The 25,551-nt window shown below is 42.6% G+C and carries 23 protein-coding genes and 1 pseudogene; 11 read left to right on the top strand and 13 right to left on the bottom strand.

The annotated features are described in order from the left end of the window. Positions 1-134: 134 nt before the first annotated feature. From NSTC745_RS07660 to NSTC745_RS07635, 6 genes are all read left to right on the top strand, one after another. Entirely contained in the window at positions 135-911 is a 777-nt protein-coding gene (locus tag NSTC745_RS07660; RefSeq protein ID WP_096535194.1) for an RNA polymerase sigma factor SigF, read from the top strand. Between the two features lie 164 nt (positions 912-1,075). Further along, positions 1,076-1,960 carry a hypothetical protein gene (locus tag NSTC745_RS07655; protein ID WP_445636616.1) on the top strand — a complete coding sequence of 295 codons (885 nt, stop codon included), beginning with the start codon at positions 1,076-1,078 and terminating at the stop codon, positions 1,958-1,960. A 3-nt stretch (positions 1,961-1,963) separates the two neighbouring features. Further along, positions 1,964-2,215, top strand: coding sequence for a hypothetical protein (locus tag NSTC745_RS07650; protein ID WP_445636615.1), 252 nt, complete (start codon positions 1,964-1,966; stop codon positions 2,213-2,215). A gap of 258 nt (positions 2,216-2,473) precedes the next feature. Continuing rightward, on the top strand, positions 2,474-3,757 hold the full coding sequence (gene glyA, locus NSTC745_RS07645; RefSeq protein ID WP_445636614.1) for a serine hydroxymethyltransferase: 1,284 nt from the start codon (positions 2,474-2,476) through the stop codon (positions 3,755-3,757). A 175-nt stretch (positions 3,758-3,932) separates the two neighbouring features. Continuing rightward, a complete protein-coding gene (locus NSTC745_RS07640; RefSeq protein WP_445636613.1) occupies positions 3,933-5,183 on the top strand; it encodes a competence/damage-inducible protein A in 1,251 nt (416 codons plus the stop codon). Positions 5,184-5,294: 111 nt separating this feature from the next. Then, positions 5,295-5,909, top strand: a complete 615-nt coding sequence (locus NSTC745_RS07635; protein ID WP_445636612.1) for a hypothetical protein — start codon at positions 5,295-5,297, stop codon at positions 5,907-5,909. Between the two features lie 215 nt (positions 5,910-6,124). Here the strand turns inward: NSTC745_RS07635 and NSTC745_RS07630 are convergent, their stop codons facing one another. Continuing rightward, on the bottom strand, positions 6,125-7,507 hold the full coding sequence (locus NSTC745_RS07630) for a hypothetical protein (protein ID WP_445636611.1): 1,383 nt from the start codon (positions 7,505-7,507) through the stop codon (positions 6,125-6,127). 202 nt (positions 7,508-7,709) lie between these two features. On the opposite strand from NSTC745_RS07630, the gene NSTC745_RS07625 reads away from it, so the two are divergent. Both NSTC745_RS07625 and NSTC745_RS07620 read left to right on the top strand, forming a co-directional pair. Then, a complete protein-coding gene (locus tag NSTC745_RS07625) occupies positions 7,710-8,504 on the top strand; it encodes an LmeA family phospholipid-binding protein (protein WP_445636610.1) in 795 nt (264 codons plus the stop codon). 120 nt (positions 8,505-8,624) lie between these two features. Beyond that, a pseudogene (locus tag NSTC745_RS07620) lies at positions 8,625-9,265 on the top strand (helix-turn-helix domain-containing protein). A gap of 398 nt (positions 9,266-9,663) precedes the next feature. Here NSTC745_RS07620 and NSTC745_RS07615 read toward each other — a convergent pair. From NSTC745_RS07615 to NSTC745_RS07580, 8 genes are all read right to left on the bottom strand, one after another. Continuing rightward, complete coding sequence (locus tag NSTC745_RS07615; RefSeq protein WP_445636609.1) at positions 9,664-11,052, bottom strand: UDP-glucose dehydrogenase family protein; 1,389 nt, start codon at positions 11,050-11,052, stop codon at positions 9,664-9,666. A gap of 148 nt (positions 11,053-11,200) precedes the next feature. Beyond that, positions 11,201-12,151 (bottom strand): UDP-glucuronic acid decarboxylase family protein, encoded by a 951-nt coding sequence (locus NSTC745_RS07610; RefSeq protein WP_445636608.1) that lies wholly within the window; start codon positions 12,149-12,151, stop codon positions 11,201-11,203. A gap of 322 nt (positions 12,152-12,473) precedes the next feature. Next, positions 12,474-14,612 (bottom strand): cation:proton antiporter domain-containing protein, encoded by a 2,139-nt coding sequence (locus NSTC745_RS07605; RefSeq protein WP_445636607.1) that lies wholly within the window; start codon positions 14,610-14,612, stop codon positions 12,474-12,476. A 146-nt stretch (positions 14,613-14,758) separates the two neighbouring features. Beyond that, a complete protein-coding gene (locus NSTC745_RS07600; protein WP_445636606.1) occupies positions 14,759-15,415 on the bottom strand; it encodes an HAS-barrel domain-containing protein in 657 nt (218 codons plus the stop codon). An 80-nt stretch (positions 15,416-15,495) separates the two neighbouring features. Next, positions 15,496-15,693 carry an NAD(P)H dehydrogenase subunit NdhS gene (locus NSTC745_RS07595; protein WP_096535205.1) on the bottom strand — a complete coding sequence of 66 codons (198 nt, stop codon included), beginning with the start codon at positions 15,691-15,693 and terminating at the stop codon, positions 15,496-15,498. Positions 15,694-15,830: 137 nt separating this feature from the next. Beyond that, entirely contained in the window at positions 15,831-17,144 is a 1,314-nt protein-coding gene (rodA, locus tag NSTC745_RS07590; RefSeq protein ID WP_445636605.1) for a rod shape-determining protein RodA, read from the bottom strand. A gap of 283 nt (positions 17,145-17,427) precedes the next feature. Continuing rightward, on the bottom strand, positions 17,428-18,498 hold the full coding sequence (locus NSTC745_RS07585) for an Mrp/NBP35 family ATP-binding protein (protein ID WP_445636604.1): 1,071 nt from the start codon (positions 18,496-18,498) through the stop codon (positions 17,428-17,430). A gap of 477 nt (positions 18,499-18,975) precedes the next feature. Next, positions 18,976-19,500 carry a polyketide cyclase / dehydrase and lipid transport gene (locus NSTC745_RS07580; RefSeq protein ID WP_096535208.1) on the bottom strand — a complete coding sequence of 175 codons (525 nt, stop codon included), beginning with the start codon at positions 19,498-19,500 and terminating at the stop codon, positions 18,976-18,978. A 456-nt stretch (positions 19,501-19,956) separates the two neighbouring features. Here NSTC745_RS07580 and hemF point away from each other — a divergent pair, with 456 nt between their 5' ends. Next, positions 19,957-20,991 carry an oxygen-dependent coproporphyrinogen oxidase gene (hemF, locus tag NSTC745_RS07575; protein ID WP_445636603.1) on the top strand — a complete coding sequence of 345 codons (1,035 nt, stop codon included), beginning with the start codon at positions 19,957-19,959 and terminating at the stop codon, positions 20,989-20,991. Positions 20,992-21,289: 298 nt separating this feature from the next. Beyond that, on the top strand, positions 21,290-21,658 hold the full coding sequence (locus NSTC745_RS07570; protein WP_096535210.1) for an STAS domain-containing protein: 369 nt from the start codon (positions 21,290-21,292) through the stop codon (positions 21,656-21,658). Positions 21,659-21,755: 97 nt separating this feature from the next. Here NSTC745_RS07570 and NSTC745_RS07565 read toward each other — a convergent pair whose 3' ends face one another. Beyond that, a complete protein-coding gene (locus NSTC745_RS07565) occupies positions 21,756-22,352 on the bottom strand; it encodes a chromophore lyase CpcT/CpeT (protein WP_445636602.1) in 597 nt (198 codons plus the stop codon). A gap of 206 nt (positions 22,353-22,558) precedes the next feature. Between NSTC745_RS07565 and psb29 the strand changes: the two genes are divergently transcribed. After that, positions 22,559-23,266: a photosystem II biogenesis protein Psp29 gene (psb29, locus tag NSTC745_RS07560; RefSeq protein ID WP_445636601.1), complete on the top strand. Its 708-nt coding sequence runs from the start codon at positions 22,559-22,561 to the stop codon at positions 23,264-23,266. A gap of 93 nt (positions 23,267-23,359) precedes the next feature. Here the strand turns inward: psb29 and NSTC745_RS07555 are convergent, their stop codons facing one another. The 3 genes from NSTC745_RS07555 to NSTC745_RS07545 all read right to left on the bottom strand — a co-directional run bounded on the left by NSTC745_RS07555 (position 23,360) and on the right by NSTC745_RS07545 (position 25,388). Beyond that, positions 23,360-23,722, bottom strand: a complete 363-nt coding sequence (locus tag NSTC745_RS07555) for a phage holin family protein (protein ID WP_445636600.1) — start codon at positions 23,720-23,722, stop codon at positions 23,360-23,362. Positions 23,723-23,982: 260 nt separating this feature from the next. Beyond that, complete coding sequence (locus tag NSTC745_RS07550; RefSeq protein ID WP_445636599.1) at positions 23,983-24,615, bottom strand: biopolymer transporter ExbD; 633 nt, start codon at positions 24,613-24,615, stop codon at positions 23,983-23,985. A gap of 47 nt (positions 24,616-24,662) precedes the next feature. Then, positions 24,663-25,388: a MotA/TolQ/ExbB proton channel family protein gene (locus NSTC745_RS07545; RefSeq protein ID WP_445636598.1), complete on the bottom strand. Its 726-nt coding sequence runs from the start codon at positions 25,386-25,388 to the stop codon at positions 24,663-24,665. Positions 25,389-25,551: the final 163 nt, after the last annotated feature.

Genomic DNA, 25,551 nt, shown 5'->3' with positions numbered 1-25,551 from the left:
TTCTAGAAAATTTTTTCTTTTCCATAGATTTGATCGGGCATAAAAAAACGATATTTTGTTTGAAATGCTGTGCGATCGCAGCTTAATTTAAGCACGAATTATTAATTATTTATTTGCTCAATAAACCCGGTGCTATGCCTACCACAGTCACCAATGAACTAAAACATGAAATTTGGCAGTTGTTACGAGAATATCAGCAATCTCGCTCGGAACACGTTCGTAATCAACTGGTAAAACTCAATTTTGGACTTGTGAGAAAAGAAGCTCACTACTGGACAAATCAATGTCATGAAACCTATGATGATTTGCTCCAAGTTGGATGTTTGGGTTTAATTAGAGCTATTGAAAGATTTGAACTTTCCAAGGGACACGCCTTTAGTTCCTATGCTCTTCCGTATATTCGAGGCGAAATTCAACACTATCTGCGAGATAAAGGCGTCACCGTGCGAATTCCTCGGAGATGGTTGGCACTGCAACAGCAAGCAATAGGAGTTTCACGTTCTTGGCGTGAAACGCATAATCGCCAACCAACAGATTCGGAATTAGCAGCAGCACTAAAAATTTCTCCCACTGAATGGCAAGAAATTAAATTAGCATGGGTGAATCGCGCTCCTTTGAGTTTAGATGTGCCAATCCAGGATGGAGAAGAAGGTTCTACTTGTTTGGGTGAATTAGTTCCAGATCCTCACTACCGCAGCTTTCAATTAGCACAAGAAGACCAACTTCGCTTGCAACAAGCATTGGTTCAGCTAGAAAAGCGTACCCGCGATGTCTTGGAATGCGTGTTTTTGCAAGATTTGACCCAAAAACAAGTAGCAGAACATCTAGGCATCAGTGTAGTAACTGTTTCCCGTAGAGTTAAGAAAGGGCTGGATTTGATGAAACAGCTCATGGGTGTAGCAGAGGATTAACCGCCACAAAATGAATCCGCAGTTATGCTGGGTTAATTGTGCGAAAAATAACCCTTGAAAATCCAAAAATTAGGTTATAACGGGAACAGACTTTGCCTTGAAGAGAAAATTCAGGCATGTTGATTTCGACTTTTCAATTCTCCAATGGCTTTTGAGAAAGACTCATGGGCAGAAATTTAACAATTACAATTGCAGCTATTTTAAGCTTGGCGATCGCTGGATGCGCTTCTGAAGAAACACCACAAGCCGCAGAGCCAGCACCAATTCCGAAAATAGCAAAAAAGTCGCCGCCAGCGGCTCAATCCTTCAAGAATCCAGTTATACCTGCCAAACAGGTTTCACAAGTTTCTCCTGCTAGTCTGAGCTTAATTCAATCTACTAATGCTACAGAACGGGCACGAGTAGTTTTGGTATCAAAAAATCGCACTGACCCCTTTGCCGAAATTTTCGGACAGACCGCTGCTGGAGTACCGAAAACCACAGGAAGACCTGTTCCTGTGGTGCCTAAGCTACCTACTGCATCAACTCGACAACTCGCATCAACTTCAGGGCGAAAACTGCCAACAGGTACTATAGCTGCAAATCAAAAGAAAAATAACGTTGCTACTGTACCAAAAAAAGCCAATGCTACTTTGACTTCAGTTTTGCCTAGAGTTTTGCCTCAAGTTGTTCCCAATCCAACTTTAGTATCTGTATTGCCACCAGCACCGCAACCCGACTTAGCAAGGGCAGTGGTTGTGACTGGTGTAGTTCTGATTACTAAACAACCCCAAGCAATTATCAAAGTACCTGATGAACCCACAAGTCGCTATGTGCAAGCGGGACAGCGATTAGCCAATGGCGTGCTGATTAAACGCATTGAAATGAATGGCGGTTCCAACCCGATTGTGATTTTGGAACAAAATGGCATCGAAGTTGCCAAAATGGTAGGGGAAGGCCCTGTCAACTCAACGCCATCAGCTGCAACGCCATCAGCGGCTTCTGCTACTGGCAATTCTATTTTAGGGACAACGGCCCCCGAAAATGCAGTTAATGTGGGAGCTTCATAAAAGATGGAGACTAAGGAAAAAATTGAATTCCCTGGTTTGCCTTTAGCAGTTTATCGAGAAATCGCAGCGCATTTACGTCAAGTGGAAGGGGTAGAAATAGATTTAATTCCCCAGTCATCTCAACAGTTTGATTACAATCAAAGCCAAATTGGTGGCTTAGGGCTTTCGTGGGCAGAAAATTCTACTTTAGAAAGTCGGCAACGAGTTAACCAGATTTTGGCTTACTATCAAAATCGGTATATGAATCCTATTTGATTTGTGAAAATAGCAAGCCTCTGACTCCCGATTTCTTTGTGAAGTCGGGAGTATTGTTATTTGATTTAATATTGCTAACGTTATGATTGTTAATGCATTAATCGAGCTTGAGTCTAACTTTAATTCAATTAATCGCCTCTCTAGAGCAGTCAAAAACCATTGAACTACTTTGAGCTATGGGCACTTGACTGTTATTTAGGTGCTGATAGAACCACGTATCAGCCAGCCGTTGCACAAATTTCCATAAGGATAATTGAAGTGACTAAGACTAATTCAGATTTTCTCAGCTCCAGCGATCCGGCGATCGCGGAGTTAATCAACGACGAACTCCAGCGTCAGCGAGACCATTTGGAGTTGATTGCTAGTGAAAACTTTACTTCGGCTGCTGTACTGGCGGCTCAAGGTTCAGTACTGACAAATAAATACGCCGAGGGGTTACCTGGTAAACGCTACTATGGCGGTTGTGAGTTTATCGACAAAATCGAGCAACTGGCCATCGACCGTGCCAAACAAATATTTGGTGCTGCTCATGCCAATGTACAACCCCATTCTGGCGCACAAGCGAATTTTGCTGTATTTCTCGCGCTCCTGAAACCAGGGGACAAAATTATGGGGATGGATTTGTCTCATGGCGGACATCTCACCCACGGTTCCCCTGTAAACGTCTCAGGTAAGTGGTTCCAAGTTAGCCATTACGGTGTCAGTCAACAGACAGAACAACTTGACTATGACCAAATTCGGGAGCTGGCGCTAAGGGAGCGTCCTAAGCTGCTGATTTGTGGTTATTCGGCTTATCCTCGGATAATTGATTTTGAGAAATTCCGTAGTATTGCTGATGAAGTCGGTGCTTACTTACTGGCAGATATAGCCCACATTGCTGGTTTAGTTGCCAGCGGTCTTCATCCCGACCCAATTCCTCATTGTCATGTAGTAACAACAACTACGCATAAAACTCTACGCGGCCCTAGAGGAGGTTTAATTTTGACTGGGGATGCAGAACTGGGTAAAAAGTTAGATAAATCGGTCTTTCCTGGCAACCAGGGCGGCCCATTGGAACATGTAATTGCCGCTAAAGCAGTAGCTTTTGGAGAAGCCCTCAAGCCAGAGTTTAAAACATATTCTGCCCAAGTAATTGAAAATGCTCGTGCCTTGGCACAACAATTACAAAACCGTGGCTTAAAGTTAGTGTCTGATGGCACTGACAATCATTTAATGCTCGTGGATTTACGTTCCATTGGCATGACGGGTAAGCAAGCAGATCAGTTAGTCAGTAGTGTGAATATTACTGCTAACAAAAATACTGTTCCCTTCGATCCGCAGTCGCCGTTTGTGACTAGCGGTCTGAGGTTAGGTTCCCCAGCTATGACAACACGGGGCTTAGGAGTAGTAGAATTTACCGAGATTGCAAATATTATCGCCGATCGCCTGCTTTCTCCAGATTTACAGGAAGTCACCCAAGATTGTAAACGACGGGTGGCTGCATTGTGCGATCGCTTCCCCTTATACCCTCACCTGGAAATTCCCGTACCAGCACTAGCCTGAAATCATAGTTAGGAGTTAAGAGTTAGGAGTGATGAGTTTTAAGTTTTCAACTCCTAACTCGTAACAGCTATAGCCTGAGATGATAATTAGAGGGTTAAGAGCGATCGATTTAAGTTTTCAACTTCTAACTCTTAATTCCTAACTCCTAACTCCTAACTCCTAACCATTCCTTCCAATGAGTGCAGAAATTATTTGTGTTGGTACAGAATTGCTACTAGGAGATATCCTCAATGGCAATGCTCAATTTTTGGCGAAACAATTAGCCCAGTTAGGTATTCCCCATTACTATCAAACCGTAGTTGGTGATAATCCAGAACGGTTGAAGCAAGTTATAGAAATTGCTATTTCCAGGGCGCAAATTCTCATTTTTACTGGCGGTCTTGGCCCCACCCCGGACGATCTCACTTGTGAAACGATTGCCGATTTTTTTCAAGCCCCCTTGGTAGAACACCCAGAAATCATCGAAGACATAACCCAGAAATTTGCCCAACGCGGTCGAGTTATGTCACCAAGTAACCGCAAGCAGGCTTTAATTCCCCAAGGTGCAGAAATTCTACCCAACCCCACTGGAACTGCACCCGGTATTATTTGGCAACCCCGTCCGGAAATCACGATTTTTACCTTTCCTGGCGTTCCTAGTGAAATGCACCCGATGTGGAAAGAAACAGCCGTTCCTTTTCTCAAAAGTCAAGGTTGGGGTAAGGAAATTATTTACAGTCGGAGTTTAAGGTTTTGGGGTATTGGCGAATCTGCTTTGGCGGAAAAGGTTGCTTCTTATTTAAAATTGCCAAACCCAACCGTAGCCCCTTATGCAGGCAAAGGGGAAGTCAGATTGCGGGTTTCCGCCAAAGCAAATTCAGAAGCAGCAGCAGAAGCTTTGATTGCACCTGTTGAAAAACAAATTAAAGAAATTGCTGGACTAGATTTTTACGGTATCAATGATGATACTCCTGCTTCCGTTGTTGGTGGGTTGTTGCGTGCGTCGGGGGAAACGCTTTCGGTGGCAGAATCTTGCACTGGTGGTGGGCTAGGGCAAATGTTAACAGAAATTTCTGGAAGTTCTGATTACTTTTGGGGTGGAGTCATTTCTTATGACAATTCAGTGAAGGTTAGGTTGCTAGGAGTTAACCAGGAAGATTTAGATAAATTTGGGGCGGTAAGTGCTACCGTTGCAGAACAAATGGCAATTGGAGTCAAAACCCGACTTTCTACAACTTGGGGGTTGAGTATCACTGGTATTGCTGGCCCTGCTGGAGGAACAGATACTAAGCCAGTGGGTTTGGTTTATGTCGGTTTGGCTGGGCCAAATGATGAAGTGGCAAGTTTTGAATATAATTTCGGTGCTGCACGAGGACGTTCTCTAATTCGCCATGTGAGTGCAAATGCAGCATTGGATAATTTGCGCCGCAAGTTGTTGACGAGGTAGCAGCTAATTGATATTCATCATTTATTTGCCTTCAGTGTTGGGTGCAAATTGTGGCTCTAGGTTGCTATTTCGGGAAAGCCTAGACTATGCAAAATAGTTTAATCGTATACTATGAGCAAAATTCCCATCCTCCAACCAAATCAGTCATACACTTTCAGAAGCTATTTTGAGATGTCATTCGAGCCAGAAGACATACTGGCTGAATTTGGTTATTCTTTAAAACGTTCTTCACTGAATCTACAAAAGTCGAACATTGAATTAGACAGACTGACAAATCTAAAATCTAGAATTGAGGAGAGTTTGCCATATATTAGTTTGACTAGTGAAGCAGCCCGCAGGGAGTTACTAATCGCACCAATTTTACTGGATGTTATTCACTACACCCGCGCTCAACTTAGAATTGAATATCCTTTAATTGTTACAGAACAATTAAAGGGTTCCCTTGACTATTATTTGCACGCAGAGCAGAAACTCTTAGTTGTAGAAGCCAAAAACGCCGATTTGGCGAGAGGTTTTACTCAGCTTGCTGTAGAATTGATTGCTATTGATGCGTGGACTGGCTCTCAAGAGGCAAATTTACAGGGGGCTGTTTCTACAGGGGATATTTGGCAATTTGGGTTATTGAATCGAGAAGATAAACAAATAACTCAAGACCTAAATTTATATCGCGTTCCTGCTGATATAGAAGATTTGCTGCGTATTTTGGTGGCGATACTAGGTTGCTAATAAATATTCCTGAAGCGAGAGATTGACCTGCTATTTACCAGATAGTTTTATGATTAGTGGATGTGGTGCGATCGCGTTTTTTATTGAAGTGGCGATCGCCTTTGGTAATAAATTTCAACAGTAATGTTTAGCTTATTTTATTCGAGCTAAATCATGGTTTAACTTTCTGTGAATCGTTTCTAAAACCCTAGCTTCTTCTGGCGTGATTACTCCGTCTAGATGAGCATTTTTTGACATTGAGCTAGTAGTGGTACAGCAAAGTCATTATTAATTTGCTCAAGTAAGGTTTCTAAAGATGGTGGAGATTTAATATGACAAGCGATCGCATCGATTGAGGCAGGACTAAGATTAGCAGCTTGTAATTCTGGTAAAATATCGTCCCAAGATTTATCTGGCTTGCCTGCTAAGACAATATGAACCAAAATTTGATCCATAATCTTTTCTTGAGAAATAGCAGCTTCAAGATATTGTTCGCTCTCTACTTGAACATCGACTAAAGTCGCTTCTAAAGTTAATGGATTCTGCTTTGCTTCATAAAACTGACAAGCAGCATAACCCAATGCATAAATCATGACTGCATTTGAACTAGCACCAATGACCGCTCCCGCCACTGGTAGATTTCGTAGTAAACCCAAACCTGCTTTGATTGCTGTTTTTCCACCTAGCCCTAAACCAAAAATTGCTAATGCTTCTCCTTTACGTTCTGGATCTTTTAAATCCATCCCATAGGCAGCAGCAATTTGATAAACTAACTCCACTGATAATGCAGATGTAGCAGCCCAATCAACAGCAAATGTTACGACAGCTTGTCCTGGTACAGCACTAGTGGTAAACCCTGTTACTCCTGCCAAGACAGCTTTCTCTAACATCAGATGATGGGCAATTACAGATGGTTGTTCATTTGGATGTTCTAGCTCTAATTTTCTAACAACAGCCTCAGCTTTAACTATATCAACTTGTTGAATTAAGGGATTCAACCAGTCTTTATTTAAAGATTTGATTCCTGATTGTAGAGAAGGATTATTACCAACTATTGCTAATGCCTGTCCTGCTATTTGTGTTGCCTGTAAAGCTGCACCACCAATTGTACCACCAATACCAACTGCCGCTCCTGCTACTGCTTGTCCTGCTTGAACGGCAACACTACCAACTGCTCCTGCTGTTCCTGCTACTGCACCAAATAGCGAGCCAAAAAAAGACGGTTGTTGTAAGGATAATTCACTATCTGCTGTTGTTTTGGTTATTGCACTAGAGGATTCAATATTAACGTCTGTTTGATATATTAATAAAGGTGAATTTTGCTCTAGTTCTAGCTCAAACTCTTGCTGCCAATCTGGAAAATCTTCACCTCTTTCTCGCCCGTATATTTTTACTTTCTTGACAGACGCAATACTTAAACTAATCAATCCATTATGAATTAATGGGACTAATAATTGCTGTTCTGGTACTTTGTCGGATTCCAACATCACCTGCAAGCAATCTTGTTTGAAAGTGGTTTTTGTAGTAATACTAGGTGTGCCTAACCACTCATTTACCAGACTATTAATTGCATTTGTATCACCCTGCTTGGCAAGTTCTAGAATGTTTAGCTGTATCATACTTAGTAGTGGTGACAATCTTACCGATAACCTAGTAAGATTATTCCCACTCACCAGATCAAAAGTAATATCTGATACATTTATGTTCTAATCATCAGACATCCTACGCTTACCTATCAGCACAATCAATCGTGCGATCGCTTGCTCTATCGTTCACAATTTGTTACAAAAGTACAAAGAACTTCTAGAGACTAAAAACCACATGTTCGGCGGACTTACTGGTCTACAAAATCCTAAGGGCACAGATTGGGGAGAGCAGATGCTCAACACGGTCGCTAGCCAAACGATTCGCCACTTGTTTACTCAAAGCGAGTCAGTAGAAGTCTTTGTGCGCTGCTATCCCTCCAGCAAACTGTTGCAAGGCAGTATTGATAGCTTCAAAATGAGCGGTCGTGGCTTAGTAATCCGCAGGGATTTTGCGGTGGAGGAGATGTCATTTGAAACTGATGCGGTGGCTATTGACTTTGGCTCGGTTTTAAGCGGCAAACTCACTCTCAAGCAACCTACTCAGGCAGTCGCTCAAGTAATTTTATCAGAAGCGGGCATCAATGATGCCTTCAAGGCTGAACTAGTGAAAAAGCGCCTACTTAACCTCTCTGTACCATCGTTGACGGCATTATCTGGCGGCAAACCAGTTTCCTTTACCGAAGTCGCGGTACAGCTATTACCTGAAAATAAGTTGCAGCTTGAAGCCAAAGCGGATTTAAATAATGGCGAACTTGTGCCTTTAAGCATGACTTTAACCATAGGGATTGAAAGGCGGCGGCGAGTTTCCTTTAAAGACCCGAAAATTGAGCTTGACCAAGTGCCAGAAGCACAACGGGAAATTTCCAAAACCTTGAGCGTAGCACTGGTAGAAATTTTAGATAATATGGTTGATTTGGATCGATTTGACCTTGATGGAGTAAAGATGCGACTCAACCGATTAGAAACTGAAGGTCAAAAATTAATTTTCAGTGGCTATGCTGAGATTGAGCGAATTCCACGTAACACATAATTTCATCGTTTAGATCCAAAAATCCAAAATTCATATATAGCAATCCGGAATCATTCGTGAGAAAATACGTAAGAGGGTGTAAGTAGTATGTAAGACTAAGGTTAGGGTGCGGTAATGTGGATGCGATCGCTAGATGAGTTTATCGAAAATAGCCAAGATAAGCGCGAAGTTCAACGAGCGATAGCAGTTAAGATGTTGCTATGTGGATACAAGCATGAGCAGATAATGCCTATCTTGGGAGTGTCTAGCGGTTTTATAAGTAAGTGGAAAAAAGCATTTTTTCAAAATGGGGTAGAAGGTTTAAAACTAGCTCATTGAGGAAGTGTTGGGCTATTAAGCCCAGAGCAGCGCTTATCCATAATAGAGTGGCTGTTAACAAAAGATAGATGGACATTGAACGAGTTAGAGTATGAGCTCAGCCACAAATACGGCGTTACTTTCTCCTCAAAGCAAAGCTACTATGATTTATTTAACGAAGCACGTATTAGTTGGAAGAAAACTCAAGCTCACAACCCAAAATATGATGAAGAATTAGTCGCGTCAAAAAAAAAGAGATTTGTACATTGCTGGCTGGGCGACGTGAGGAAAATGCTCCACAACAAAACGCTGTAGAAGATATCTGGTTACAAGCAAAAAGACTAATTCGAGAATTTTACTTTTTTTGTCATTCTTTCTCTGTAGTCAAGGGTTTATTTGAATTAGCCATTGATTGTCAAATTTTCGACTTTCCTAAGCTACATGAATATGGTGTTTTCTCATGAATCATTTAGGATTGCTATAGCAGAATTCACAATTCACAATTCAAATAGACTAGGCTCATCAGCCTAGCTCTAATATCAAGCTCGCTTAATTACTTATAATTCAAAATTCTCAGCATCATCTGATTTCACTAAAATCCTGATGCATTGCCGTACCCTTAAAAACGTATTTGTTCATCATTAAAGTCAAATGGTATCAGAGCCTCAGCCTGCTTTGTAGTAAATGCTTTTAATCCAAAATTGATATGAGATAAAACTGAAAGTAAATCTTGTTAGATGTGAAAAATAATAGGGTCATAACAATGTTATGACCCTACCTAATTAAAAAAGCTAGAAATTTGAAATTCAATTTTGTGAATTCAAAATTCTGCATTCTGAATTCTAACTCATAGCAAAATCATTTATCTTCCAACGCCTACATATTGGAATCCAGCCCGCACCATTGCTTCAGGGTCGAGGAAGTTACGACCATCAATAATCACGGGGTGAGCCATCAATTTTGCCATCTTCAGGTAGTCGAGAGTGCTAAACTGTTTCCATTCGGTGACGAGTACCAAAGCATCGCAACCGTCAGCTAGTCTTTCAGCATCGGTTTCTACTAACACACCAGAAAGACCATGACGCATACCTGTTTGGGAGACAATGGGGTCGTAGGCTTTGACTTTAGCTCCGAGTCGGTTGAGTTGTTCAATTAAGTTGAGCGCTGGAGCATCCCGCATATCATCGGTATCAGGCTTAAAGGTCAGACCGAGTAGCCCAACGGTTTTACCTTTGAGGATTTTCAGGACTTGTTGGAGTTTTTCTAGAGCAATTAAACGTTGGCGTTCGTTGACGTTAACGGCGGCTTTGAGCAATTCAGCTTCATAGCCATAGTCGTCAGCGGTATGAATGAGGGCGGAGACATCTTTGGGGAAGCAAGAACCGCCCCAACCAATACCTGCTTGTAAAAATTTGTTACCAATGCGGGAGTCTAGACCAATACCTTTAGCTACTTGGGTAACATCAGCACCAACGCGATCGCAAATGTTAGCAACTTCATTGATAAAACTAATTTTAGTGGCCAAAAAGGCATTAGCGGCGTATTTAATCATTTCCGCCGAACTAAGATCTGTTGCCAGAATTGGTACTGGGGGTAAAGATGGATCGGCTGCGTACTTGCGTTCTACAATTGGGGCATACAGTTGTTCCATTAAAGCTACTGCTCTGGGGCTGTTGCCTCCTAGTACAATGCGATCGGGGTTGAAGGTGTCGTAAACTGCTGAACCTTCGCGCAAAAATTCTGGATTGCTGACTACATCAAACTCGGCTACAAACTCAGGTAATTTCTCTTCAGATATTCCACCTGCGGCTACCAAACTTTTCTGGCGTTCAGCGATACCATCTAGAACAATCATTCGTACCCAGTCACCCGAACCAATGGGTACTGTTGATTTATTCACAATTACTTTATAACCATTGTTGAGGTTTGCCCCAATACCACGGGCTACAGCTTCAACATAACGAGTATCGCTCTCACCAGTTGGTAAAGGTGGTGTTCCTACAGCAATAAACAGAATTTCTCCGTGGGCGACTCCAGCAGCGAGGTCACTTGTGAAATGAATTTTCTCTGTTTGAATGGCAGACTGCATGATTTCTGAGAGTCCCGGTTCAAAAATCGGAGACTGTCCAGATTTCATTAATTTGACTTTTTCTTCGTTGTTGTCTACGCAAATGACATCATGCCCAATATGAGCTAAGCAAGCACCTGTAACCAAACCGACGTAACCAGTACCAATTACGCAAACACGCATTTTCAACTCCTCGCTTGATTGAGCGTTAGTTTAAAAAAAGAAATAGTCAATATGACACTTATACACCGAGAGGAAACACAGCCACTAAAGTACCGGCTACCAAATAAGATGAGCTTGCACGAAAGTTGAGAGCAGGGCGAAGCACTGCTCAGGAGGCTGAATTCTTGGCATCGCTATTCATGCGATCGCGGAAATCTTCTATTGTTAGTTTTAACCCCTCTTGCAAAGGAATGGTAGGTTCCCAATTTAACCAAGTTTTGGCCTTTGTAATATCGGGTTGGCGCCGCCGGGGATCGTCGGAAGGTAGTGGCTCAAATTTAATCTGTGCATCTGGGTTAATCATATTTTGCACAGCTTCAGCTAATTGTAAAATTGTATACTCACCCGGATTACCCAGATTTACTGGCCCAATGTAATCGCCATTCATCAGGCGAATAAATCCTTCCACCAAATCGGAAACGTAGCAGAAACTCCTGGTTTGCGAACCATCTCCGTAAACCGTCAAAGGAGTACCCCGTAAGGCTTGAACTATGAAGTTACTCACTACGCGACCATCATTTTCTAACATTCTCGGCCCGTATGTATTGAAGATCCGAGCAACTCGAATATCAACTTTATTTTGCCTGTAGTAATCAAATGCCAGAGTTTCAGCGATTCTTTTGCCTTCGTCGTAGCAAGAACGTATACCAATGGGATTAACGCTACCCCTGTATTCTTCGGTTTGGGGATGAACTTCTGGGTCTCCGTATACTTCGCTAGTTGAAGCCAAGAAAAACCTTGCTTTCACGCGCTTGGCCAGCCCCAACATATTCAGCGTTCCCATCACGTTAGTTTTAACGGTTTTTACTGGGTTGTATTGATAATGTACTGGAGAAGCAGGACAAGCTAAATGATAAATTTGATCGACTTCTAATCGAATTGGCTCGGTAATATCGTGGCGGATTAATTCAAAGTACGGATGATCTAGCCATTTAAGTATGTTACGTTTATGACCTGTGTAAAAATTATCTAAGCATATTATTTCATGCCCTTCGTTCATTAGTCGGTCGATGAGATGGGAACCAATAAACCCAGCACCGCCCGTCACCAAAATTCTCATAGTTTCCCAGTTACTTACAAATATTTTCAGTAGCTATCGCACTTATCTTTTAGGTTACCCAGCTTGGGCACAAAAATACAGAACTAAAAATGAACAACGCTTAATCAGGAACTGTTTAAGGTTATAGTTTTGTTATGTTTTTACCTGCTTTGTTAACAATTTAACTAGCAAAATAACAAACATTGTCTAAGAGTTGTCAGCCTTTTACCTAAAGTTCATCAAATCTTCAACAATATAAAATGTTTTTACTGTAGCCATTAAAGGCGATTCTATATTGTTGCCAATATTTTTTATGCTATGCTTGCCAGTCTACCGATGCATATCATACAGCAGATGTCATGCTATTGGATGTATTAGAAATAACTACATTTGTTTGAGCGCGTTGTGGCTCTCCAAGCATGACAATGGAACAGGTGAGTTGCCTAGCTAACTCAGTTGTGACATCGCTAATGGCTAACCCGCCGGGACTAGTGCGATTGCGTATAAAAGGTAAAACGACTAAATCGTATAGACGTGCTGCTTGCAAAATTGCTTGAGCTACATTTTCATGAGCGATAATTTGAATTTCTGGGGTATTGGGCAAAGCCAATTTAGATACTAAGAGTGAGAGGTGCGATCGCCTCCAAGCAATTTTACTAGAACTAGTGCGGCGATCGCACACATTCAGTACAGTAACGTGGCTTTGATTTGCTTGTGCCAACATTTGGGCAAATTGTACGGGCTGCAATATTGGTGCCGTTAAATTTTCTATTGGCACTAGGATACGCTGAATTTTTTTTGGTGATTCCACTAAACGCGTTACTGCAACAGGACAATGCGCTGCCCAAAGCACGCCATCAACAACATTTCCAAATAATAATGCTCGCAACCCAGTACGTTTACCCCAACCCATAACAATTAAACTAGCTTTTTGTTCGCGGGCAGCTCTGCTAATTCCTTGAGCAAAAGCATCATCAATTCGTAGCACTGGTTCTGCGGCTACACCTAATACTCGACTTTGGGCGGTGGCTTTTGTCAATAAGCGCTCGCTGCGTTCTAGGGAAGCTTCTAACTGGGGTGCATCCATGTGAGCAGCAGCATTAGCGATCGCTAGCGGTACAATTTTACCCTTTGACTGACGCGCTAGTAACGCTGCCATCTCAATCAAGTACTGCTGCGTCTGAGGATTATAGACAGGTACGACTATACTCAAAGCACCGTCTGTCTCTGGTGCATCGCCATCGGTTAGATCTGTTGGTGGTGCATCTGCGGCTGGGGAAGAGGTCAAACCAACGGCTATTCGACTAGTGATGAAGGGCCCCAAGGTTGAGGTCACGACCATTAAAATAATAATGCTGTGTAATATTTCTGATGAGAGTAATCCAGCCCGATATCCTACTAACGTTGCGGCTAAAGTTGTACTAACCTGGGGAATTGATAGCGACCACATTGTTAGTATTTCTTGCCAGTTATAGCGGTAAACCAGTTTTGTTAACAAAGCTGCGATTAATTTACTGGCAATCAAACAAACTATAATTAACAGCGTTAACTTGATAGCGTTCAGGTTATTTAAATAAGTAGGTAAATCGATTAATAAACCAAGGTCAACAAAGAAAATCGGAATGAATAGCACACTGCCAATAAATACCACCTTTTCTTTAACTGGGCCTTCACCGACAGCTTCATTTACTGCCAAACCTACTAAAAAAGCACCAACAATTTTGTCTACTTCAATTAATTGAGCGCCTACAGCAGCAAGAAACACAGAAAGCAACACAAACAAAAATTTGTTTCCTTCATCGTCTCCTGAACGGCGAAAAAACTCTTTACCTGCCCAATCAAATCCTGCTACGACGGCAACAGAGTAAATCGTTAACCAACCCGACAAGGTGAGTATTTGAGCTAAGCTGAATACCTGATTGCGACCCACAGCTACACAAATGCCTAATATTAGTATTGCAGCAATATCTGTAAAAATAGTGGCTCCAATAGTGACAGTAACCGCTTCATTATTTACTACTCCCAAACGAGTGATTATGGGATATGCCAAAAGGGTGTAGGAAGCGAATAAAGAGCCAATTAAAATTGAGGTAGTCCAGCTATAGCCTAAAATCAGACCTAATAAGATTCCCATAACTAGCGGCACACTGAAAGTCAAGCTAGCAAATCCAAAGGCACGGCTTTTCTTTTTGCGGAACTTTTCTAGATCGACTTCTAGCCCTGCAACAAATAGCAAGTATATTAACCCAATATCTGATAGTAGGTTAATCATCGGTGAGTTGGATTGAAATAGATGCCAGCCCGAAGGGCCAAGTACTAGTCCAGAGAAAACTAAACCCACTAATCCTGGTAATCTTAGTCGCTCAAATACGATCGGTATAACTAAAATGACCACGAGCAAAATAGCAAAGGAAACAATTGGTTCCTTGCTAAGAACTTGGGAAGTTGGTTCCAGAGCAAGAACTTGTGATATGAGTTCCATAGGTAGGAATTGATGAGGCTATGGTAAAACGGCGATCGCCTTGAAGACGATCGCTCGATTGATATAAATGGATGTAGGAGCCGCCTGACGAAAAATCAAAAATCTTAACTTACACTAAACTAGACAATTGTCTAAGAACTAACTACCTACGGGTGGATTTGGCTCAAAATGAACCGCAAGCGATCGTAGTCGTCTTTAAGTAACACGCTCAGGTTTCGCCCAGCTTTAATTAGCCATTGTCGGTCAGCTTTACGTAACTGATATACATCTCGAATGGCAGCTGCGGTCAAAGCGTCCACTGGCGCACCATTGATACAAAGAAGTGTCCGCAAAAAATCTAGTTCTTCAGTAAATTTAACGATCGCTTCAGCTTCGCACCGATAAACAGCTTGATGAATTTGCGGTGGACGGGGTGGTAGATACTGATATACTCTTCGGTTATAACTTGGATTTTGTGAAGATAGTTCAAATCCAACGATGGCAGCTCGAAATTCTGTTCTGAGCATGGCAAATATCTGGGGTTGTTCTTCACGTAAGTCCTGCAATGACAGCCCCAAGGCTCTAGCTCGGTGTACGGAATCTATGGGCATGGTTGTGGCATGGTATACCACAGCGTAAACGAGATTGCCAGATTCTTCATCCACAGCACAAACCCAACTACCAAAAGGTGGCATAGAGGGAAAGCTTAAATCTTCCGGTTCCAAACACTGTGCCAAAAATTCAGTAGTACTAGTTTCAATCACCTCCGCAAAGTGATTGGGATGGCGATCGCTTCTGTCAAACTGTGGTAATGGGAGGCGCATAATTGTCAAGAGTCATTAGTCATTAGTCATTTGTCCTTACCAAATGACTAAGGACAAATGACTAAGGACAAATTACTAGTCTATTTTCCTTTTTTACGTCCGGCTGTGGTTTCTACAAGTTCTAATTCCTTCAGACGGAAGGTAATTAATTTATCCCAGTTACCACCTTCAAACAATACGGCTACCTTGCCATCACTCACTCGTTGCACGAGTCCTTCAGAGCGATAGTAGGTATCTGCGGGATTCTTGACGCGAACAGTTGCTCCAGGCAGAATCATCTTTTTAGCCTCACTTGTTTCCTGTTAATAGCTTAATACTTGTTAATAGTCATTGGTCATTGGTCATTGGTTTTCGTTAACTAACAAATAACAAATGACAAATGACAACTGACAAAGGACAAATGACAAATAACGAATCAATAATACTTCTGCCGTTGGCGAAAATTTGCTACCGATTCTACTATTCCCAAGGAAATGAAGTTAGTCAGCATGGCAGAACGTCCGTAACTCATCCAAGGTAAGGGAATTCCTGCTACAGGCGCTAAGCCAACAGTCATACCAACGTTAACAATTACCTGAAACACAATCATGGACAAAACGCCAATAGCCAACAACGAACCGAAATTGTCTGTGGCATTTTGAGCAACATGCAATAAGCGGAAGCAAATTAAGCAAAAAACAAAGAGTACTACCAAACAACCAACAAAACCGAATTCCTCGCCGACTGCGGAGAAAATAAAGTCTGTATGCTGTTCTGGGACGAAATTAAGTTGGGTCATTGGGCCTTTGAATAGACCCCATCCCCAAATTTCACCGGCACCAATGGCAATGCGAGATTGAATCAAGTGATACCCAGCACCAAGAGGATCGTGATCTGGATCCATGAATACAGTGAGTCGGTCTTTTTGGTAGGGTTTCAAAATATGATTCCAGGCAAAAACTCCTAATTCGCCACCGAGTATATTTAGACTCCACGCACCGATAGCACCCAAACCAAACCGATGCCAAGGCAGAGTTCGCCAACCGATAATAGCCATAGCGATTGACCAAACTATCCCTAACGGCCCAAAAGATAGCTCTTTAAATAAAACTATCGGCTGTGCTAAAGGCCAAGATATGCTGAACAAAATCGCAGCAACTACAGGAGAAATCATTAGAATTAGCCAGCCTGGGTTAGCATTTGCCCAGTAGAGCATTCCCAAGACGATCGCCCCAAATACCATTGATGTTGCTAAATCTGGCTGTAAAAATACTAATCCCCAAGGTATAGCGGTGATTGCCAGTACACGGAAAACACTTTCGAGTTTAGAAGCGGTGCGCTTGTGTAACAAGGCTGCTAAGGTAATAATCATGCCGACTTTGGCAAACTCTGAGGGTTGCACATTAAAACCAGCGATACTAATCCATCGCTGTGCCCCTTTAGCACTAGTACCAGCAATCATCACGGCGATTAAGCTGAAATTCGTAAGTCCATAGGTTACCCAGTGGCACTGCATCAAGATTTCGTAACGGATACGAGCTAAAAAAAGTGCTATTAGTACACCGATACCAGCCACCAACCAGTGCCACCACCAGTCAGTTACTGGCTGCTTGAGTTCCGTACTAAGAATCGTTACGCCGCCAAAAATACTGACAGCAACTGGTAAACAAAATAATAACCAATCTACATATTGCCAAGGCTTAACCCAAGACTTCCAGCGAACTTTGGGGAGCGATCGTTTTAATAACATTGTGTCAGTTTAGACTTTAGGTTTAATTGTTGGGCATTGGGCATTGGGCATTGGGCATTGGGCATTGGGCATTGGGCATTGGGCATTGGGCATTGGGCATTGGGTATGGGGCATGGGGCATTGGGGACAAGGTAGAAAAGGTGGACAAGGTAGCAATCTTTGTTCCTTGTCTCCCCCCTCTCCCTTGTCTCCCACAGTTTCCAGTGCCCTGTCACCAATTCCCAATCTCCAGTCCCTAGTATTCCCAGGCTATAGCCCAAGAAACAGATAGAGTTAAAATTTATTATGTCAAAGCTGCAACTGATACTTTACCAGCTATGGTCAGAGCGATCGCTTTTAGTGCTTTTGCTGAAGCTGAATCTGGGTCAGCAACGACTATTGGCACGCCATTATCGCCGCCAACTCGCGTGGAAATTTCTAGTGGTACACACCCCAAAAGTGGTACTTCCAATTCAGCAGCGGTTTTGGAACCACCACCGGAACCAAAAATGTCATACTGCTTATCTGGCATATCTGGTGGAATAAAATAACTCATATTTTCCACGATTCCTAATACCGGGACGTTCATCTGCTGGAACATCCGCAATCCCTTACGAGAATCTAACAGAGCGACATTTTGCGGTGTAGTGACTATTACTGCCCCTGCCATCGGTACTGCTTGGGTTAAAGTTAACTGAGCATCTCCAGTTCCTGGTGGCATATCTACAATCAAATAGTCCAATTCTCCCCATTGCACTTGATAGAGAAACTGGCGAATTACACCATTTAACATTGGGCCGCGCCAAATTACTGGTTGATCTCGGTCAATCAAAAAGCCCATTGAAACCAATTTGACGCCGTGATTAAAAGCAGGTTCGAGGATTTCACCTTTTTCAGTAGAACGCACAGCAATTTCGGCATCAGCCAACCCTAGCATTGTCGGGTCATTAGGCCCGTAAATATCGGCGTCTAGTAAGCCAACTTTTGCGCCAGTTTGGGCTAAAGCCACTGCGACATTCACCGCCACAGTACTTTTACCAACACCACCTTTGCCGCTGGAAACAGCGATGATATTTTTGACGCCAGAAATACCAGTGCGGTCTGGCAAACTTTTTTGTTGGGGTGTTTCTGCCGTTACTTCTACACTTACATCTGTAACGCCTGGTAATTTTTTAACAGCTTTTTGGCAATCTTCAACAATAAATTCACGTAAAGGACAGGCAGGAGTAGTTAACACTAAAGTGAAACTAACTTTACCACCATCAATTTTGACATTGCGAATCATATTCAGTTCTACCAGACTTTTGCGAAGTTCTGGGTCTTGCACTGGTCGCAATACTTCTAAGACAGAGCGGGAATCAAGGACATCGTACATAAAAAATTCAAAACTCGTACTGAGCGTAGTCGAAGTATTCCAAATTTACCGAAGTTCTGATTTAAGGAAGGCTGAAGCTCCTGACTTCTGTTGCAACTGATGAAATACAATCCTAGTCAGCATCTTAGCTATTAACTGGATGCAAATAAAAGCAAGAGCAGATTGGTATTTTCGCGATCGCTGCCGTAATAAAACTTAGGAAACTGGATTATTACCTAAATAGAATCTTAACGTTATTGGGTATAGGGAATGGCACATAGGGCAGGGGGTATGGGGAGATGGGGAAGTGTGGGGAGTGTGGGGGGCAGGGGAGACAAGGAAGTGTGGGGAGAGAGGGGAGTGTGGGGGGATGGGGGAGTGTGGGGAGTGTGGGGAGAAAGAGAATTTATGCCCCCCTTTCCTCCCACACCTCCCTCTCCTCCCACACCTCCCACACCTCCCACACCTGCTGCTTGCCCTATGCCCTATGCCCCATACCTAAAAATCAAAACAACTGTCATTAATAGATTTTTTATTACCTGATACTGCTGGTAATGCCGCCTTTTCTACTGCTTCGACTAAAGAGCGTGCAACGCGGTCTGCGTAAGGACGAGATAAAGACCAAATTAAAGGTGACAACCAACCGCGTAGTGTTACAGAATAAGATAAACAAGTACCACAAACTGTTGATTCTACTTGGTAAGTTATCCGTTCTTCTATTCCAGGAATTGCCAGGACTCGGATACTGAGCATTTCTCTGGGATTGACGCGTTCCACAAAAATCCGGATGGGAATTGGCGAAAAGCGCGTTACAGCTTGAAAAATTAATCCTGGTTTGGGTACTAATCCGTAGGGCACGTTAGTACTCTTAAGTAGTGGATGCCAAGAAACATCTGTTAAGTCAACCACTTTTTGCCATAGTTCATCTACAGAAGCAGAACTAATCTCTCGATACGTCCGCACCAGAGAAGCGCAAAACCGACGACGTTTGCGGTGGATGAATTTGGATAACCAACCTTGCATTTTCCTAATCCTCCTCCTCGCTAGACACTTTCTGGTAATTCTGGTATTTTTGGCGACTAAGCTTAACCCCTAGACCAAAACTTTCTCAAAATTTATCTGGGCATAGCAATGGTATATTCAGTGCAGATGCCAACCGCCAATATCATAAATAAATATGGCGCAGAAGTTTTGAGTAGAAGAATCAAACCCTTGATAGCTCAAGGTTAAGACTAAATTTTAGTGTTTATACCAGAATACTCCAATTAAAAATTTCAAAAAAAACTCAGTCAATATACAAGCCTATACGCATTTGAGGGAAAATAACTCTAGTGATGCCCATCAATTCTATAAAATGCTTAACCGATAAGAAAAAAGCAGGTTGGGCAAATAGAGCTTGATTGTTGGCGCGGTTTTCCCCAAATTTTAAGATGAGAAATTTGTGGCTTTCTGGAAATTGTAATTTAGGTTCGGGAATCTATGTTGACCAACTCGCAAACACCAACTGTACCAGCTCAATCATCCAAGTCTTTGCCACCAACTGACGCTAAGGCAAGGGTTAGTCAGTTTATGAAACAGCTGCAAGAGGAGATTACCCAAGCTTTGGCAGAACTGGATGGTGTGGGTAAGTTTCATGAAGATAGTTGGGAACGCCCAGAAGGAGGTGGAGGGCGATCGCGCGTCCTACGGGATGGTGCAATATTTGAACAAGGTGGTGTCAATTTTTCTGAAGTTTGGGGTTCCCATTTACCGCCCTCAATCTTAGCTCAACGTCCTGAAGGCGCAGGACACGGCTTTTATGCCACTGGCACTTCAATGGTGTTACACCCCCGCAATCCCTATGTTCCTACAGTTCACCTAAACTATCGCTACTTTGAAGCTGGGCCTGTGTGGTGGTTTGGCGGCGGTTTGGACTTAACTCCTTATTATCCCTTTGCTGAAGATGTAATACATTTACATAAAACTTTAAAACAAGCTTGCGACCAACACCACCCAGAATATTACCCAGTGTTTAAACGTTGGTGTGACGAATATTTCTACCTCAAGCATCGCGGTGAAACAAGGGGTGTGGGCGGCTTATTTTTTGATTACCAAGATGGTCAGGGTACTTTATATCGCGGCCCCGATCCCAATGGGCCAGCAGCTATTCATAGCAATAAGGTGGGAGAACCAGCGCCACGTAATTGGGAAGATTTGTTTGCCTTTGTACAAGACTGTGGCAGAGCATTTTTACCAGGCTATGTACCAATTGTAGAACGGCGACATGGGCTTGAGTATGGCGATCGCCAACGCAATTTCCAACTCTATCGCCGGGGACGATATGTAGAATTTAACTTGGTTTACGACCGAGGTACGATTTTTGGACTGCAAACCAACGGACGCACCGAATCAATTCTCATGTCCCTACCACCTCTGGTGCGTTGGGAATACGGCTATCAGCCAGAACCCAATTCCCCCGAAGCCGAGTTGTATGAAACCTTCTTAAAACCTCAAGATTGGCTCGATTGGAAATAGACGGGAGATGGGGAGATGGGGAGATGGGGAGATGGGGAGACAAGGGATACAATAACTCCAAACTCCAAACTCCCCACTCCCCACTCCAAACTCCTCACTCCTCACTCCTCACTCCGCACTCCCCACTCCCCATTTAAAATTGCTACTCAGCACTGTTTTGGTGAGTTAAACTACTAAAGATAAGCACTTAGCATAAAAAAAGTGACATTTTTAGCTGTAGCTTGCTAATCTCAAGTGGCAGCATTATAACGGTTCTGTAGCTAGTCAATTTAAAAGAAATCCCACGGGGAGGGTTTGAGTGATTCATATAGACCAAAAAAGTTATACAACCCAAGATGGAAATACCGTGATTGTCTTGACACCAGCAGGTCGCCTAGACATCACCACCGCTTGGCAATTTCGCTTAAAGTTACAGGAGTGTATTTCTAAACTCAGTCGCCATGTGGTTGTAAATCTGGGTCAGGTCAATTTTATTGATAGTTCTGGTCTCACGTCTTTGGTAGCTGGAATGCGTGATGCAGATAAAGTCAAGGGTAGTTTCCGCATCTGTAACGTACATCCAGAGGCCAAACTCGTGTTTGAAGTGACGATGATGGATACTGTGTTTGAAATCTTTGAAACCGAAGAGGAAGCTTTAGAAGGTGTACCTCGTAGTATCGCGAGCTAAGAAAAGAGTTAGGAGTAGAGACGCGATTAATCGCGTCTGTACAAGAGTGAGGAGTTTATTGAAAATTCATAATTCATAACTCATAACTCGATCTTACTCAATACTGATTTCGCTTTGTATAACGATAAGGTCCCATAATTGCTCCCCAAGTTGCTTGTCGAGTTTCTGGGTTGATTCCTTTGTCGTAGCTGTAAAATTCTGCTTGTGTGGCTTCAAAGCCTAAGGAAACTTCGATGGTATTTCCAAGATAAGTAAAATTACAACGAGTTTCCGGTAATGGGGTAGCGGTAAACTTATAGCGATCGCCAGCTAACGTTTCGTAATTAACTGTGAGGATACAACCTGGCAGTAATTCTAATCCATCGGGTGAGAGTGTATTTAGTAGGGCAGAATTATCACCTGCGCCTTTTAATGCTTCTGGATTTTTAAGCATATAGTATTGCACTTTCAGAGGCGCATGAGAATCGCCTCCCTGATGCAAGCGCATAATTCGTTGGCGGTAGGGTCGATCTAGGTTAATAATATTAGCCTGTTCGGCAAACAGGGTGATGCTATCTTCTGCGAACAGATTAACTGGTCTTTGCCACAGGCGCAGGTGGACATACCAAACTGGTTCTGCTATGGCTTGTTCCCGATTATCAAATTCACCAGCTAGGTACTCACCCAAAGCAATTAACTGTGGCGAGAAGTTCATAAATGAGATCGATGAATTTTTTAAAGGTAATTATTTTTGGTTAGTTTTTTAGGGCAGAGTTCTTAGCCCTTGTGGCTACCAAGTTACAAACTAATTTTGATTTGTCTATATTGTAAATGAAACTGCACTAGCCAAAACCTCAACTTGGCAAAGTAGCCTTTAAGCGGGAAAATAAAAATACGTCGCCCTTCCTTAAGATTTTCTTTGTGAATAACGTCCGTACTGTCTCTGATACAAAGCGAACTTTCTACAATCTGCATACCCGTCCGATCAACACTATTTATCGTCGGGTAGTAGAAGAGTTGATGGTGGAAATGCATCTGCTGTCAGTAAATATTGATTTTAGCTACAATCCAATTTATGCCTTGGGCGTCGTCACTACTTTTGACCGCTTCATGGAAGGCTATCAACCAGAACGGGATCGAGAATCTATTTTTAACGCCTTATGTCAGGCTATAGAACAAGACCCGCAACGCTATCGCCAGGATGCCGAAAGATTGCGATCTGTAGCTAAAGGTTTGCCAGTTCAAGATTTAATTGCGTGGCTGAGTCAAACCAACAACTTAGATCGAGATGCTGACTTGCAAGGGCAATTGCAAGCGATCGCCAATAATCCTAACTTTAAATACAACCGTTTGTTTGCAATTGGTGTATTTTCTTTATTAGAATTGGCAGATCCTGAACTAGTAAAAGACGAAAAACGACTCACTGAAGCACTCAAAGCGATCGCTGCTGGCTTACATCTGTCTGATGACAAATTCAGCAAGGATTTGGAACTATACCGTTCTAACCTAGACAAAATGGCGCAAGCCCTGGTAGTGATGGCAGATATGCTCTCAGCCGATCGCAAAAAACGCGAACAACGCAAACAACAATCAACTACTCAAGTTGCTCCTCCAGCTTCCAATGAATAGTTAAGAATTAAAAATAGTTAGGAGTTATGAGTGAGGAGTTAAAAAGGGTCAATAACTCTTAACTCCTAACTCCTAACTCTTAACTCTATAACTTTATACACCCAATATTCTGTAGATTAAGCTGTTAATTAAAGTCAGCGCAAATGCTCCAATAACAGCACTCCAAACACCGTAGCGCAAACGAAAGCCTTCGACTAACCAAGCCGCAATACTAAAACAAACTACAGCAATCATAAATGTGAAAATGCTGGATAACAAGTCCAAGGTAAGTAAATTTGGTACTGCGAAAATGAGTCTTAAAATTGGTCGAACTATTGCTGTCACAATACCAAGCACTGCTGCGGAAAGGAAGGCTTTACTTGGAGTGTCAATTTCAACTCCCAAAGGCAATTTACTAATTATTAACAAGCTGATACCTGTTACTATCCAAACAATTAAAAGCGTCACAATATTCATGCCACAACCCCTGAAACGTGAATGGCAATTGGTGATAAGCTACCGAGCCTACCTATGGAAAAATATTTCAAACTCAACCAATTATTTGTAAATTAACAGAATTTTTTTCTCTAGCGGAATTTTATTCTGGATATCTTTAGGTTTGGGGGTAGGGGAGGCAGGGGAAAAGGTTAAAGGTTAAAGGGAAAAGGAATAAATTTAATCTTTCCCCATAACCCTTTCCGCTTCCCCATGCCCCATACCCAATGCCCAATGCCCATTTACCTTTTTGGAGAAGATTGGCTTTGTCCGGGTGCTATAGATGCTGGTGGATTGGAAATATTAGGATTAATTGGGCTGATGTTTTGTCCGGGCGCTGAGGGAAATCTGGGGGCAAGATTGCCTTCGGGGTTGATGCCTGGAACTGGTGCTTCGCCAGGATTAATTGGAAAAGAAGGCACAGCAGGCTGGTTGAGTGGGTTTGTTGGTGGTTGAGACGGCCCGGGAATAATTCCTAAAGAAACGCGATCGCCTCCTACTTGCCGCAGCAAGTCTAATGTCTCAATCACATCATTGTAAGTTGCTGTACGGGAAGCATTCAGCACCACAACCCCATTGGGATTTGCTTGGAGATAGAGTTTTAACCTTTGTGCCAAATCTTCACGTTTTACAGGCTGTTTTTCTATGTAGGTGTTGCCAACGGCATCGATAGTTACAATCTGACTGCCACTTTGTGACGTTATCCCAGATACAGATTTAGCGCTGGCTTTAGGCAAATCAACATTTATTGCCTGTTGGCGCGTAAATTGCAGTGCTGCTAACAAAAAAAACGTCAGAATACAAAAGACAACATCAATTAAAGGAATAATTTGAATTTGAACTTCTTCGATTGGAGTATGCAGATTAACTTTCATTTTCTCAATTTAATCGCCTGGTTTAGGGGTTGAACTTTTGACTATTACTAAGGTAGGATTGGCGGCTCAGGAGGTTCAGAAAACCTGTTTTTCCCTTGTTTGCGAGGTGGCGTTAAATTATCCCGCATAACTGGTGATGTAATATTACTAAAATCGGGCGGAGACTGACGGTAGAGTAATTCCAACTCATTCCCTGCCCGACGAAAAACTTTGACTTGGTTAACTACAAAACTTTGGAATAGGCGATAGAATACCAAACTAATGATGGCAACTATTAGCCCTGTTGCTGTACTAATTAACGATTCACCAATACCAGTAGTCACCCCAGCAGTAGATTCAGTTCCCAAATCGCCAATCCGAATTGCCCGCAAAGAGTGGATTAAACCCAAAACGGTACCCAATAATCCTAGTAGTGGTGCCAGGGCAATTACGGCTTCTAAAAGTTTTTCGCCCCGCCGCATTCCAGCTAATTCATCTTCGGCTGTGGACTCTAGGGCTAGACGAAAGGTTTCCGCATCGCTTTTGCCTAAATGTAAGGGTGAATAAAGAAAACGCCCTACAGGCTGATGGCTTGCTTGTCTTGCAATATCCGCAGCGACTTGCCAATCATCATGGGCAGCATCTAGGACGCGATCGACTATTTGCTTTTCTTGAGTTAAAATTCGCAACCAGAACCACAAACGCTCGAAAATTACACTCAAAGACAAAATCGACAGAACCAGCAAAGGCCACATCGCTGGTCCGCCCTTGTAAAACAAATCTAAAATATCCACTGTTTAAATTTCCTCCCTCCATAACTAAAGCAACTATCCCCAAGCATTATTAATTTTAGAGATTAATGGGCATAGGGCATAGGGCATGGGGCATGGGGAAAGGGAAAGAGGTAAGGGGAAAGATTAAATTTATTCCTTTTCCCTTTAACTTTTAACCTTTTAC

It is taken from the genome of Nostoc sp. DSM 114161, from assembly GCF_052692665.1.
The sequence above is the reverse complement of the archived record's forward strand: the minus strand, read 5'-3'. Positions and strand labels throughout refer to the sequence as shown.

Excerpts from the sequence above, each read along its gene's own strand:
- NSTC745_RS07635 (WP_445636612.1), top strand. The coding sequence starts at position 5,295 with ATGAGCAAAATTCCCATCCTCCAACCAAATCAGTCATACACTTTCAGA.
- NSTC745_RS07565 (WP_445636602.1), bottom strand. The coding sequence starts at position 22,352 with ATGAACTTCTCGCCACAGTTAATTGCTTTGGGTGAGTACCTAGCTGGT.
- rodA (WP_445636605.1), bottom strand. The coding sequence starts at position 17,144 with ATGTTATTAAAACGATCGCTCCCCAAAGTTCGCTGGAAGTCTTGGGTT.
- NSTC745_RS07605 (WP_445636607.1), bottom strand. The coding sequence starts at position 14,612 with ATGGAACTCATATCACAAGTTCTTGCTCTGGAACCAACTTCCCAAGTT.
- NSTC745_RS07660 (WP_096535194.1), top strand. The coding sequence starts at position 135 with ATGCCTACCACAGTCACCAATGAACTAAAACATGAAATTTGGCAGTTG.
- NSTC745_RS07600 (WP_445636606.1), bottom strand. The coding sequence starts at position 15,415 with ATGCGCCTCCCATTACCACAGTTTGACAGAAGCGATCGCCATCCCAAT.
- NSTC745_RS07640 (WP_445636613.1), top strand. The coding sequence starts at position 3,933 with ATGAGTGCAGAAATTATTTGTGTTGGTACAGAATTGCTACTAGGAGAT.
- NSTC745_RS07650 (WP_445636615.1), top strand. The coding sequence starts at position 1,964 with ATGGAGACTAAGGAAAAAATTGAATTCCCTGGTTTGCCTTTAGCAGTT.
- NSTC745_RS07550 (WP_445636599.1), bottom strand. The coding sequence starts at position 24,615 with ATGAAAGTTAATCTGCATACTCCAATCGAAGAAGTTCAAATTCAAATT.
- NSTC745_RS07585 (WP_445636604.1), bottom strand. The coding sequence starts at position 18,498 with ATGTACGATGTCCTTGATTCCCGCTCTGTCTTAGAAGTATTGCGACCA.
- NSTC745_RS07595 (WP_096535205.1), bottom strand. The coding sequence starts at position 15,693 with ATGATTCTGCCTGGAGCAACTGTTCGCGTCAAGAATCCCGCAGATACC.
- NSTC745_RS07630 (WP_445636611.1), bottom strand. The coding sequence starts at position 7,507 with ATGATACAGCTAAACATTCTAGAACTTGCCAAGCAGGGTGATACAAAT.
- NSTC745_RS07555 (WP_445636600.1), bottom strand. The coding sequence starts at position 23,722 with ATGAATATTGTGACGCTTTTAATTGTTTGGATAGTAACAGGTATCAGC.
- NSTC745_RS07655 (WP_445636616.1), top strand. The coding sequence starts at position 1,076 with ATGGGCAGAAATTTAACAATTACAATTGCAGCTATTTTAAGCTTGGCG.
- NSTC745_RS07580 (WP_096535208.1), bottom strand. The coding sequence starts at position 19,500 with ATGCAAGGTTGGTTATCCAAATTCATCCACCGCAAACGTCGTCGGTTT.
- NSTC745_RS07615 (WP_445636609.1), bottom strand. The coding sequence starts at position 11,052 with ATGCGTGTTTGCGTAATTGGTACTGGTTACGTCGGTTTGGTTACAGGT.
- NSTC745_RS07610 (WP_445636608.1), bottom strand. The coding sequence starts at position 12,151 with ATGAGAATTTTGGTGACGGGCGGTGCTGGGTTTATTGGTTCCCATCTC.
- NSTC745_RS07625 (WP_445636610.1), top strand. The coding sequence starts at position 7,710 with ATGTTCGGCGGACTTACTGGTCTACAAAATCCTAAGGGCACAGATTGG.
- hemF (WP_445636603.1), top strand. The coding sequence starts at position 19,957 with ATGTTGACCAACTCGCAAACACCAACTGTACCAGCTCAATCATCCAAG.